11 protein-coding genes are annotated in these 12,749 nt (G+C 38.8%); 6 read left to right on the top strand and 5 right to left on the bottom strand.

The features are described from left to right. Positions 1 to 37: 37 nt before the first annotated feature. Positions 38 to 1,570, top strand: coding sequence for an MASE3 domain-containing protein (locus LEP1GSC195_RS19115; RefSeq protein ID WP_015683160.1), 1,533 nt, complete (start codon positions 38 to 40; stop codon positions 1,568 to 1,570). Here the strand turns inward: LEP1GSC195_RS19115 and LEP1GSC195_RS19110 are convergent. Genes LEP1GSC195_RS19110 through LEP1GSC195_RS19095 form a run of 4 tightly spaced genes read right to left on the bottom strand, consistent with a single transcriptional unit; the run spans position 1,550 to position 5,206 of the window. Beyond that, positions 1,550 to 2,602 (bottom strand): hemin-degrading factor, encoded by a 1,053-nt coding sequence (locus LEP1GSC195_RS19110; RefSeq protein WP_015683164.1) that lies wholly within the window; start codon positions 2,600 to 2,602, stop codon positions 1,550 to 1,552. The genes LEP1GSC195_RS19115 and LEP1GSC195_RS19110 overlap by 21 nt on opposite strands. After that, on the bottom strand, positions 2,599 to 3,378 hold the full coding sequence (locus LEP1GSC195_RS19105; RefSeq protein ID WP_015683169.1) for a heme ABC transporter ATP-binding protein: 780 nt from the start codon (positions 3,376 to 3,378) through the stop codon (positions 2,599 to 2,601). The genes LEP1GSC195_RS19110 and LEP1GSC195_RS19105 overlap by 4 nt, the downstream gene beginning before the upstream one ends. After that, positions 3,375 to 4,361 carry a FecCD family ABC transporter permease gene (locus LEP1GSC195_RS19100; RefSeq protein WP_015683152.1) on the bottom strand — a complete coding sequence of 329 codons (987 nt, stop codon included), beginning with the start codon at positions 4,359 to 4,361 and terminating at the stop codon, positions 3,375 to 3,377. The genes LEP1GSC195_RS19105 and LEP1GSC195_RS19100 overlap by 4 nt, the downstream gene beginning before the upstream one ends. Further along, positions 4,358 to 5,206 (bottom strand): heme/hemin ABC transporter substrate-binding protein, encoded by an 849-nt coding sequence (locus tag LEP1GSC195_RS19095; RefSeq protein ID WP_015683176.1) that lies wholly within the window; start codon positions 5,204 to 5,206, stop codon positions 4,358 to 4,360. Before LEP1GSC195_RS19095 ends, LEP1GSC195_RS19100 begins: the two co-directional genes overlap by 4 nt. A 400-nt stretch (positions 5,207 to 5,606) precedes the next feature. Here LEP1GSC195_RS19095 and LEP1GSC195_RS19085 point away from each other — a divergent pair, with 400 nt between their 5' ends. The 5 genes from LEP1GSC195_RS19085 to LEP1GSC195_RS19065 all read left to right on the top strand — a co-directional run bounded on the left by LEP1GSC195_RS19085 (position 5,607) and on the right by LEP1GSC195_RS19065 (position 11,059). Next, the gene (locus tag LEP1GSC195_RS19085) at positions 5,607 to 6,437 is read left to right on the top strand and encodes a hypothetical protein (protein ID WP_015683159.1); all 831 of its coding nucleotides are present in this window, start codon (positions 5,607 to 5,609) and stop codon (positions 6,435 to 6,437) included. 105 nt (positions 6,438 to 6,542) lie between these two features. After that, positions 6,543 to 7,349: a hypothetical protein gene (locus LEP1GSC195_RS19080; protein ID WP_015683173.1), complete on the top strand. Its 807-nt coding sequence runs from the start codon at positions 6,543 to 6,545 to the stop codon at positions 7,347 to 7,349. Positions 7,350 to 7,362: 13 nt separating this feature from the next. After that, complete coding sequence (locus LEP1GSC195_RS19075; RefSeq protein WP_015683131.1) at positions 7,363 to 7,986, top strand: HmuY family protein; 624 nt, start codon at positions 7,363 to 7,365, stop codon at positions 7,984 to 7,986. A gap of 22 nt (positions 7,987 to 8,008) precedes the next feature. Further along, a complete protein-coding gene (locus tag LEP1GSC195_RS19070; protein WP_015683157.1) occupies positions 8,009 to 10,495 on the top strand; it encodes a TonB-dependent receptor plug domain-containing protein in 2,487 nt (828 codons plus the stop codon). Positions 10,496 to 10,537: 42 nt separating this feature from the next. After that, positions 10,538 to 11,059: a nucleoside 2-deoxyribosyltransferase gene (locus LEP1GSC195_RS19065; RefSeq protein ID WP_015683153.1), complete on the top strand. Its 522-nt coding sequence runs from the start codon at positions 10,538 to 10,540 to the stop codon at positions 11,057 to 11,059. Here LEP1GSC195_RS19065 and recD read toward each other — a convergent pair. Beyond that, a complete protein-coding gene (gene recD / locus LEP1GSC195_RS19060) occupies positions 11,042 to 12,721 on the bottom strand; it encodes an exodeoxyribonuclease V subunit alpha (protein WP_015683178.1) in 1,680 nt (559 codons plus the stop codon). The genes LEP1GSC195_RS19065 and recD overlap by 18 nt on opposite strands. Positions 12,722 to 12,749 lie beyond the last annotated feature (28 nt).

Genomic DNA, 12,749 nt, shown 5'->3' with positions numbered 1-12,749 from the left:
TTAAATGGCTAAACTTTGTCCAATTGCCTGCTAACGAATGGTGAGCCTCAATTTCCTTTATAAAATATTAAGAATAAATCGTTTTTATTTTGGAGTTATTCTTTTTAGTTTACTCCCACTCGTACTGGTTGGTACATTTCCTGGTTATTTTTATCGTGAATATGAGATTGGATTTTTTTTAGTTTTTCATAATGTCACTGAAATCTTTAGTGTCATCGTATCTTTTTCCATTTTTGGTTTGGGATACTATTCTTATACTCAGAGCCGGAATGCACATACTTTGTTTTTAGGAATCGGTTTCCTTGCGGTTGGGATGATCGATTTTATGCATGCATTGGGATATACGGGAATGCCCGATTTTATTACTCCAAACTCTGGCAATAAATCGTCTCAGTTTTGGATTTTTTCCCGTATGATTACCGCCTTAGTGTTGTTTGTCGCGATCTACATTAAACCCGATGAACAATATAAGTGGATCAAAGCAAATTTATTGCTCTTTTTTTCATTTCTTTTGGTCGGTATCGTCTTTTTGCTCGTGATTTTTTATAATGACTGGATACCAAAAACATACGAACAAGGGAAAGGGTTAACACCCTTTAAGAAGAATGCCGAATATGCGATTATAGCATTGCTCTTTCTGTCTCTTTTTCTCTATAGAAGGGCAAATTTTTATACTTCAAAGAGGCAGCTTCAATACTATTTGTCAGCGTTCATTGTTTGTATATTTAGTGAATTAGTTTTTGCAGTGTATACCAGTGTATTTGATGTGTATAATGTAATAGGACATATATATAAAATTGGTGCCTTCTATTTAATTTATAAAGCAGTGTTCATTGCTGCCATTAATGATCCTTATGAAAAATTAATACAAACCAATCGACTTCTTTCCAAGGAGATTGAAGAAAACAAAACCTATGCTGAAATGATTAAGAAATCTTTGCGCGAAAAAGAGAATTTGGTTGCAGAGATTTTTCATCGAACAAAAAATTCGCTACAACTAGTTCGTTCCATTTTGATGATTCAGGCATCTGATTTCGCGGATGATAAAAATATACAGTCAATTGTTGAAGATACTTCTATCAAAATTCAAACGATGTCATTGGTTCATGATCATCTATATGCAAATAAAGATTTAAGTGAGATTAAGGTTTCAGATTATTTGCGTTCGCTCGCGGATATGATTCGCCAGGCGTATCCGCCGGTAGGTACCGAGATTGAGGTAAACTTTCAAGTAGGAGATGGTTCGCTACTTTTGGATACAGCTGTCCCACTTGGTCTTATTTTTACAGAGATACTTTCGAATAGTTTTAAGTATGCTTTTCCTGGTTTTACAGTTGGTAATGTGTCGGTTCGTTTTTCAATAAAAGGGAATATTTGTCATTTTGAATATAGCGACAATGGTATTGGATTGCCAACTAAGTTTGATTTGAAACAGCAGAAGAAATTGGGTTTAAGTTTAGCGAAGATCATCGCTGAAAAACAGATGGGTGGGACCTTGAGTATTGATGGTACTCAAGGGTTTCAAATGAAACTTGATTTTCCCGACAATTTATACAAGAGAAGGGTTTAGTTTCTCGGGTTTTTCTACGTAATCACGTGTCAGTTGGTACCAAAGATCGGATTGTGGGATACCTGGTTTTCGTTTTCCAAACATTTGCAAAATCAAATTCCCTGCGTTGTCAAATACTTCCACTGAGGTGACGAGACCGTCTTTTGTCGGTTTGTCGACAATCCAAACTGATTCAATTTGATCCGTTCTTAGATGCAAATTGAACTCTGGGTCGAGAACATTAAACCAAGGACCCATTGGCTCGAGTCTCTGAATTTTTCCTGTGTGGATTTGAATCATGCCTGGATTGCCAACAAAAATCATAATATCCATTTCGAGTTTGCTAACTTGTTCCATTAGGTTCAGTAAATTTTCCTTTGAAATTTTAAAGGAAAACCTTCCATTTGCTGCTACCAAAGAAAATTCGCGAGAGTAATTGAATTTTCTAAGCAATGAAAAAAAGTCATGAGTGTCCTCGAGTTTACTCCAAGCATCTAAAAATTTCGGAATTTCATTTGTGTCGTTTGTTTCAGTCTTTGGTTTTGTTTCCGATGATGGTTTTATGAATGTTAGTGTTTCATCAACAAATTGCGTTTTTGCAATCTCCCAACCATCAATGGCGGACTTTTCTGTTTGATAAATTTTATGAACAGCCTCACCTTTGGAATCAAAAAACTGAAAACTACGCATGATTCCGTTTTCTTTTGGTTCCTCTACATAAAAGCCATACTTCCAATCTTGAAGAAAAATCCGAAGGTCTATATCTTCGCCTACGGCAAGTGCAGTTTGCCCGTTGACAGATAGGTTTTTGTAGACTCCCTTCCTTTCGTGTACACAAGATTCGTTTCTTGTAAGGGCCATCACATAGCCAAGGTTTGTTGTATTTAACAAAAAACTTGCCCAATCCGGATTTAGTAGTTTGACCGTTGGACCAATTTTTGTGGAAAGAAGTTCCGCTTCGCTAACATTTAGATGTTTGGCAGCGTCGCGGATTCTGAGTTTGGGCATTTCTTTTATTAGATTTTCCCATTGTTGTTTTAAGTTTTCATTCATATTGATTCTCCTATGATTTCTGGAATGATAAAATTTCCTTCAGGTGCATTTAAAATTCGGGCTTTTATTCCAAATGCAGTTTCAAGATTTTCCAAAGTTAATACTTCATTTGGGTTTCCTGATTTGATAATTTTTCCTTTGTGAAGCAAGGTGATTGTATCCGCATATAAAGCTGCGAGATTTAAGTCGTGCAAAATCATAAAAACCGCGTAACCCTGGCCTGCCATGTGTTTGCATATATTGAGAGTTTTGTATTGGTTGGGAATATCCAAAGCGGATACAGGTTCGTCCAGAAAGATATATCTTGGCGGTGTTTCCCAGGCTTGCGCCAATATTCTGCCGAAGTTAATTTTTTGCCTCTCTCCACCAGAAAGAGTAGAATAGTTTTGTTCTTTTTGTTCAATTGAATCTGTGATCTTCAAACAAGTCTGAACAATACTTTTGTCTTTAACGACATCGGTTACATGTGGATGGCGACCAAGTCCTATCACTTCTTCGGAGTTTATGGGAAAGGTGATGGTTGTTTCTTGTGTGAGGACTGCTCTTATTTTTGCCAATTGACTTTTGGAATAAGTCCTTAACTCAACTCCATTCAAATATATATTTCCCTGCTGTGGTATTATATCACCACATAACATGTGGAAGAGGGATGATTTTCCTGCTCCATTTCTTCCTATTAAAACGTGAAGTTTTCCCGGATGGATTTCTAAGTTTATTTTGGAAAGTATCGCTTTGCTTCCGATGAAGTAGTCCAAATCAATTGCTTCGATGGTCATATATGGTTCATCCTTTTGCGAATCAGACTGAGAAAGAAGGGGGAGCCGAGTAGGGCTGTAGCTATCCCGACGGGTATTTCGGAAGGTGCAATAATGATTCTGCAAATTCCATCCGCAAAACACAGTAGACCTCCCCCTAAGAGGTAGGAAGTGATGAGTAGATACTTGTAATCTTGGCCAATCGCCAAGCGAACAATATGCGGAACGGCAAGCCCAACAAATCCAATATTACCTACAAGCGAAACGCAGGCGCCAACGCTCACTCCGATCAAAAGTATGATTATTGTTTTTAAAAATTCTGTGGAGACTCCGAGATGACTTGCCTCTCGTTCTCCTAGTATAAATACATTCAGCTGTTTTGCTATGAATGGGCTAATCAATAGAGGGAGAATGAAGAATATGGAAAATGATTTTAAGTTAGCCCAAGAGGCTCCACCTAAACTTCCCATATTCCAAAGAGAAAGGTTTCTGAGTTGCGCTTCGTTTGCTATATAACTCAGAATTCCAATGGCAGAAAAACATATAGCATTTACGGCAATACCAGATAGTAACAATGAAAAGATATCTGTCCTTCCTTTTGATTTTGCAAAAAAGAAGATGATAAAAGAGGAAGAGATCCCGCCTAAAAAAGAGAATAGGACAATACTCCAGATCGAATGTAAGAACGGAATGGATGTGCCAAGAACAATAGCTATTGAGGCAAATAAAGAACATCCAGCGGTGATACCGATAAGGCCTGGATCGACAATGGGATTTCGAAATAAACCTTGCGCTAACGCACCAGACCAAGCTAACGAACCACCGACCATAAGACCGAGAAGGATCCTCGGTATTCTCAATTCAAAGAATACCCGAGATTCCATACTATCACTTTGAAGTAAATCTTCCCAACGTATACTCATTGCACCAAGTAAAGATGAGGTGACTGCGGAAAGTATGGTAAAGATAATACAAGAAAGTATGAAAATGGCCTTCTTCTTCATTCAATGAGTTTCCATTTATCATTTAAAGTTTTTAGAGCGAGTGGAAGTCTTGGGCCAAAACCTAAAAGAAGAAGGTCATCTAATAGGATTAAGTTCTTTTCCTTTCCGGCTCGAGTGAACTCCATTCCATTAATTTCCCAAATTGCTTTTTCTCCACCAAATCCTAATGCAGATTTTTCTGGCATAAGGATGATGTCTGGATTCGCTTTTACTAATGCTTCGCTTGTTAGGGGTTTGTATTCGGAAAATTCATTTACGGCATTTTTGGCACCAGAAAGTTCAATCATTGCGTGTGCTGCAGTTCCAGTTCCAGAAATAAATACGGAACTTGGATTCCTGGAATAAATGAAGAGAACTTTGATATTGGTTTTATTTATTTTTAGTTTTTGAATTTGTTCTTTTATGTTTTTGGCTAAGATATCGGCTTCTTTTTCTTTTCCAAAAAGTTTTCCGATCTCTAACACTCGATAGGTTGGCGTTTCTAATTTAAATTCATCAGGGAATAATTTTAGAGGAATGCCTGCATCTTTCAGGTTTTGGATTGTTGCGGGTGGACCTGCTGATTCTAATCCAATGATTTGTGTTGGTTTAAAATTTAGAATTCCTTCGGTTGTCAATGTTCTTTGATAACCTACATTTGGAAGGGAGGTTGCCTGTTTGGGATAGTATGAGGTTGAATCTACTGCAACTAATTGGTTTTCCAACTTCAAGGTGTAAATGATTTCAGTCACTGTCCCATTGACAGAAATGATGCGGTGGTTTGGTTCCGCAGAAGCCGGAGAGAAGAGTAGGGCAAGGGATAAAATGAAAATCCCCATTTCTTTTGAAGTATTGAATCGAATCATGTGGCAAGAATTAGAGCAAACCAATGCTTGTCAATTCTAAAGGAGAATGAGTCTCAATGTAGGAAAAGGGTTTTCTTGCGTAAAACAGAAGCGTCTGTGAAAAACAGGTAACCCATTGGCAGAATTTTTTTTGTTTCATCAAGACTCTCATAAATGGCACATAACCAGAATTAGATGCGGCTTGTGGTCCTATGGATTTTGCGATTAACGCAGGGTATATGACTGGGAATCAAAGGTTTTTTTGGGCAGAGAGAGCTTGGATCGATCACAATTTGAGGGTAGAGAAGGGGGGAATCCAGAGTCGTCTAGATTTTGTATTGAGACTAATTCTCATTATTGGGTTGACAGGAATTCCCTTTACTCGAATTTGAGAATCAGAATCAATTATATAGGAGAGTCTATGAACAAGCTCTACAAATTCTCAGCTCTAGCCCTGGCATCCTGCCTTAGCTTAACACTCATTTCCTGCGAACAGGAAGACAATAAAGATAACAATAGTTCGGTATTATTAGGTCTGTTTTCTCTTGTTGAGGGAGCAAAGTCATGTGAGACTCCCGGTAGTACTTTGGTTTTGTCAACTCCGGTGGAAATTTGTAGTCCAGCAGGCGGGTCAGGTGTTCATTTTGTGATTCATGATCTTTCTAATGCATTCAGTCACAGCGTGATCTTCTCTGGTGGATACAAATCGAAAGATTATGCTTTAAATGGTCCGACTGCCGGAAATGTTTTAGTTAATAATTTTAACGCGTTTCAATTTTGGATGTATGATGGGCGCTCTACATCAGGATCTCCAGCTTCTGCCATTCGTTACGAACCTAATTATGCAGCTTCCGCCGCCGTAAGAGTTAACACAGGTTTAACTGCTGCTGATTTGCCAATTGCGGTTGTAACAGATGCTCAGTGTGATACATTCGGTGCAGCTGCAACAAACTGTAAGGTTAACAAAGCCGGTGGAGAGAAAAAAACTTTTTGTTTGGATGTGACACAAACTACATCGGGTGCGTCGCGAATCACACTTTGGTTAGATGGAAAGAATGGAGCTAATTGTAACGTAAAATCTTCTTTAACAGCGGAAAATGCAGTTCTTAATAAACTCCCCAGTGATTTTGCAAACAACCTCTCTCCGCTGGATACTCGCACATTTTATTTGGCGGCAGGTCCGGCAGGAACTAACTCTGGTTCTGTGAGTTTTGGTAAAATTACTGTTTCTACAGAAACTGCTATAAAATAGAGAAACCATTTTCTGATCCTGATTAGGAGTTGCAATCTTAAACTAAAGTTTGGGCTGCAACTCTTTGTTTTTAATATACCACACCAAAACCAGGGGGTGATTCTTATGGAAAAAAAATACAATCGTTTGTTTCGAAATATTTCACGTAGGTTTGTTCTTCTTTTAGTCTCGGCGATTTTTTTTACCTTTTGCCAAGAAAAAGAAAAGTCAGACGAAGCCAATCTTTTGCTCCTAGGTGCAATTGTTAGCGCTAATTCAGGTCCCTCAACTGTTTGTCAAACGAATGCAGATGGTACAGTCGACACAACAATGCCAGTTATAAAAAAAGGAACCTTCTCACTTTGCCGACCGGCAAGTGGTGCGGTTCGTCATTATAGAATTGAAGGTTTGAAAATTATAGGAGGGCATACGGCGGTTTCTCTTTATGTTGGTTTACCTGAAAATTATTCTGCTGAAGTTAATCGGAATAGTTCATTAGCTGCCGGTCAATTTGGAATGAATTTTTATTCGGGAAGCGGAACGGGCGGATTTGTTCCGGGTTATGCCTACGCAAATTTTGGCCCAAGTGAATCGAATATTAAAAACCTAACATCCAACGGAAATAGCACGGCACCTCCAGCGCCAACTGTAGCCGGAACTTCTCTAATCAATTTTATTGAACAAGAAATAGATCTTTGTTTTGATCTTACTGCCACTTCACCCCCTCGCCTGACTGTTTGGGTGACAGGGAAAAATACCGCAAATTGTAAAACCAGAACAAATCTTACGACCGGTAATGCGTTGTTAAACGAAGTTACTTGGACGGGAGGAGATCCTGCACTGGCCACGGGATTTTCGTTCATCGGGCTCAGTGCAAATTCGGGCATTTCATTTTCAAAAGTTGTAACCTCAACTCAATTGGCTGTTCCATAAGGTGGTAGTAATAGTGAAATCTTTAAAAGTAATACTCATCGGCTCATTTCTTTCTACAATTTTGAACTGTATTCCAGAGAAGACGTCTGACGACGGTTCTGCGGCTGCGATGTTGCTTTTGGTGACAGAGGCAGTTTCAGCTTCCGAAGGAACAACAATCAATGCCTCTTCCACTACAACTTGGGTGTATGTGAATCTAAAAGCAAATGCGGCAATTGTTGGTGCAGGGGATGTTTGGGATTTACGATTCAAAAGATACAATATCGGTACAAACAGTGGAACTAGTGGGACCGGGAATGGGGGAGCATGTAATACTGGTTCAACAGATTTTTCTGCAACATATACGGGTTCAGAGTGTACGAAAGTGGTGGATATGCAATTGTCTTCAAGTGGCGGTGGGCCAATCTCTGGCTCAACAGAAAGTATTAATCCTGTAATATCTGCCCCTTTGGATTTGGATCCAATGCCAGCAGGGTATGGTACTTGGTATAGTTATTCAAATACGATCCTTACCGCAAAAGCCACCGTTTATATCATCACTGGAGAAAACGGAGCCAAATACGTTTTGCAAATGTTAGATTATTATAATGCTGCTGGAACTTCTGGGTATCCAAGATTCCGATGGCGAAAGTTGTAGTCGGTATGTTGCGGTTTGATTGATGAATTTATTAAATTATAAATTTACCGGGAGAATCCCATTTTTAACTTTCTGGTTTGGGCTTTTTTTTGTCACAATATTTGTGTTTGGTGACGTTTTGGCCCAAACGGCTACTCCTAAAAAAGAAGAGGATTCTGTTCAGGGTTCTACTGCGCAGGAGACCGTTAAACAAACAAAACATGGGGACTCTGGTGTGCAGCCCAATGAAGTGAATGGTGATAGGTCAAACATAATCACTGTTACTGGAACAAGAAGAAGGAATCTTTTAAAGGACTCTACGATCACCACGGAAGTGATTACAAGAAAAGATATTGATGCCATGGGCGCAAGAGATCTTTCGCAAACACTGGGGAACGTTCCTGGAATCGAAGTGAGGCCTGCGCAAACGGGAGAACGAGGACAAACAGTTCGTTTGCAAGGACTTTCCGCACAGAATGTTCTTATCCTCGTGGATGGACAAAGAACTACTGGTCGGTTCAGTGGCTCTATTGACTTAACTCGGTTTAAGGCAGAAGATATTGAACGTATCGAAATTGTCAAAGGAGCCTCTTCGGCGATTTACGGATCAGATGCCATTGCTGGTGTGATCAATATTATTACCAAAGAAGCCCAAGATCCGTTGTATGCTGAGTTTCGAACCCTTGGTGGATCAGGAAGTGAAAAATACTACGGACCTTATACTGAGTTCCGGAATTATGCAACTGTTGGGGCAAAAAGCGATAAGTTATCAACTCTATTTACTGTAGGTTGGCACAAAGGTGAAGGATATGATCTTACACCAGATGCAACGCCAGGCCCTAGAAATGGGAGGTATGCATCTTTAGCACCGTCTTATAACGCTTATCCTTCGAATCTCCCATTTGCAAATTCATATTTATATGCGACTAGGCTCCCAAATTATTCGCCACCATTAGAGTCTACTTCTGGAAGTGCATTTAACGATATGAATCTTTCCAACAAAACAGTATATCATGCTACAGATAATCTTGCACTTACTGGCCAGTTTTATTATAGGCACTTAGACCAAAGTGCGGTAGATGCTTCACCTCCAAGAACTATTTATGATAGGAGAAACAAAACACATGACTTTATGGGAGCATTCAATGTGGATTGGATTGCAACTCAGAAAGTGAATGTAAATCTAAATGCAAATTATTCTAGATTTCAGGATTTATATACAACGGATCAAAGGAAAGCTGATGATCTAGACTCTCAACAGAGAACAGACAATGCAGTTACGGAGTTTAGGTCGAGAGTTGACTACAAATTCTCAACCAACCATGTAACTTCTGTTGGTGCAGAAAACTTGCAGGATAAAATTTCTTCAGCACGTATTGCTCCAGATTGTCGAAGAACGTTCCCTAATGTTTGTTATGAGGACTTTAATCCTGAATTGACAAAAGGGCAAACGATTAACGGCAATGCAAGCCGCTTTCGAAATGCATTTTACGTTCAAGATGAGTGGAGAGTTTCCGATAAACCTAGGATACAAATTGTACCAGGAGTTCGATACGATCATGATTCCATATATGGTGGTGAATGGCTTCCAAAATTAGCGATTCGTTACGATGTAACAGATCAGTTCCGTTTTAGAGCAGCTAATGGGCTTGGGTATAGAGCTCCCAGTTTCCAAGATTTATATTTCAACTTTTTGAATCCAGGTGTTGGGTATCGAGTTGTAGGGAGTTCAAATCTTAAACCGGAACTATCAAGGAGTTATAATTTTGGTTGGGAGTGGGATATCACAAAAAGAATTTGGTATAGCACAAATTTATTCCACAACAACGTAGACAACCTAATTGGATTCAGAACTAATCCTGCTAGAGACTCATCGGGCCTAATGGTATACCAAACATCCAATTATCAGAAAGCAACAACTCAAGGTATTGAATCTTCAGTTAATGTCAGGCTTACTGATATTGTAACTACTAGTGTTGGTTATACTTATACTGACACAAGGGATGAACTTACAAGGCTTCCTCTAGAGGGGAGGGGTCCACATCGTTGGAATTTTAGTGTTCGGTTAGATGAAAAATCTAGTGGGGTTTCCTTGTCTGTTTTTGCTGTGGTTTTTGGAAAACAGCCGTATTATTGTGTTAAGAATCCTTTTTGGTGTAACCCAGATCTTCCGCCAAATTTTGATGGTTTAGAATCTCTCATTAGTGCTCAGGCACAAACTAACTTAACGAATGCGCTAGGCACTCTTCCTGCTGGGATCTCTGATTATTGTTCTGAGAATAATTTGTCTTATTGCACAACCAGTCCAACCTATGGGTATCGAATGGTGAATCCGCATACAAATCTAAATTTGCGTTTGTCTCAAAGATTTTTTGGTCATTTCCAATGGTTTGTGGGTGTGGATAACGTGTTGGATGCATGGGATTTACAATACAATCCACAAAGACCGCGTTTTTACTACTTTGGTTTGGATGGTAAATTCGCTTTCAGTGAAGTGAAACTTAGCCCAGTAGAACCTCGTGTAAATTAAAAAATCCTTTAAATCTTTTCCCGGTGCCAGTATGAATTCAGTATGCAAACAATCTATCTTGCGGGCCCGGAAGTTTTTTTACCAAATGCTACAGAAATTTTATCTAATGCTAAAAATCTTTGCGAAACATTTGGATACCGTGCTTTGAGTCCCTTTGATGGTGAAGTAACAGACCAATTATTCATGGAAAGGGCAAATCAAATATTCAAAGAGAATATTTTACTCATTCGTAAGTGTGATATTGTCATTGCAAATTGTAATCCATTTCGAGGGGCCTGCATTGATGATGGGACTGCCTTTGAAATTGGCTATGCTTACAGTCAGGGCAAACGTGTCTTTGGATATTTAAATGACAAACGAATTCTTCCCGAAATTGTCAAATCAAAGATACAAACAAAGCCACATGCATCTGGTTATGCGATAGATAATGATGGGTATTTGTTGAACGAAGATTTTGGAAATAGCATAAATTTAATGTTAGAGTTCTCGATTTTAGATTCCGGTGGGAGTTTGGTCTTGGGGAACCTAGAGGCGGTATTACAACTTTTAAAGAATCGAGGTTAATTGGAAGCCAGTGTTTCGTTTCCGGAATGTTGACAGACCTAAATTCCATGTATCGTAGTTCCCCATTAGGATAACTTTTTTTTTGGCTCGTGTTACCGCAGTGTATAAGATTCTTCGATTGAGGATGGGAATTTCTTTTGTATCAAGAGATTCGAAAGAGGTGATGGGAGGTAGAAAAAGCAAAATGGTTTTATATTCAGACCCTTGACTTTTATGGATAGTTAGAAAAAAAGCAGGTTCGTGTTCGGGCAAAGTATCCAAAGCAAAAGAATATAAACGATTTTCGATTGAAAATACGGCTCTCAGTTCTGAATCAATTTTTAAAACAAGGCCAATGTCTCCGTTGAATAGTTTTCTTATTTGATCATTTCTTTTAACAATGATGGGCATTCCTTCGAAGTAAAATGATTTTGCCAGATGCCGGTATTCTATGTTTTGAGGATTGGCATTAAAAGATGTGAGTTGTTTCTTTGCTAGTTCAAGAATTCGATTTTGTAAAGCTTCGATTCCATAATATCCATTCCGTAAAATTGTCAGACATCGATATTCCGAAATCATTCCTTCCAATGTTTCTTTGTTATTGTTCTTTGTTAGGTCTTCTTTTTCCCAGTTGAGTGTAGTGGACAGTGCAGCCGTCGGTAAAAAGAATTCTCTCCATAAAAATTGGATAAGATCTTCCCCCTTCCAATCTTTGAAGGGAGTGGTATCGGTAGGTTTGGATTTTTCCTTTTGAAGCCAAATAAAATCATCTCTTCCTTCGTTGTGTTTTACGGCTTCCAGAATCTTTGGATGGGGGAAGGGCGGACTTATATTCGGTGAGTCAAAAGAATCTTTTACAAGTTCGGCAAATTTACTAAACTCAGATGAAGCAGAGGATCTATGATTTGTTTTTAATTCTGAAATGAATTCGCCTTGTTTTTTAAATTCAGTGAGGAGATCTGCGAGAACCTCTCCTTGGCCAACGGAGGGCAACTGATTTTGATCGCCTAACAATATTAAATGGGTTTTTTCGCTAATAGAATCCAAAAATAAATTCATGAGTGCCATATCTACCATAGATGTCTCATCTATGATGATCAGATCAAAGGGTAGGTATCTTTTGTCCCCATAGTATGGTTTCTTTGCATCAGGAAAATATTTTAATAAATTGTGAATGGTTTGTCCACGTAAAGAGGAAACTAGTTCTTTTGTATCTGTGAAGTAACTTAAATTCTTTTGAATGGATTCGGTAAGCCTTTGTGCGGCACGACCGGTGGGAGCTACGAGGGCAATGCGATTGGCAGTCGGCAGTCTTTGTAATGCATCTAACACCTTCAAGATGAAAGAAACGACGGTTGTTTTGCCGGTTCCCGGGCCTCCGGCTACAATTCGTAAGGATGAAGTAATGGATTCTATTACTGCCTGTTTTTGTTCTTTTGCCAATGGGTTTCGGAACTGAGTTTCTAATTCTGAAATAATGGACTCGATTTTTTGGTTCTCTGGGTTTGTGTTTTTCTCGTGGCCTTTATGATTCGTGAGTAAAGTTTTAACTTTGTTTTCAAAGTGAACTTTTTCTTTATATGTCTTTTGAAAATAAAGTCTTATTTCGTTGCCTACTGCATCCAAATAAAAAGGAAATTGGTTTTTAAAAATATCTATGGAGTGCTCAGCTTTCACAGGCAAATATAGGTCTCCATTTTAGTCTACGCGT

The sequence above is a fragment of the Leptospira wolbachii serovar Codice str. CDC genome (assembly GCF_000332515.2).
Lineage (GTDB): Bacteria > Spirochaetota > Leptospiria > Leptospirales > Leptospiraceae > Leptospira_A > Leptospira_A wolbachii.
Note: the sequence above shows the minus strand (reverse complement) of the source record. Positions and strands in the feature narration are given on the sequence as shown.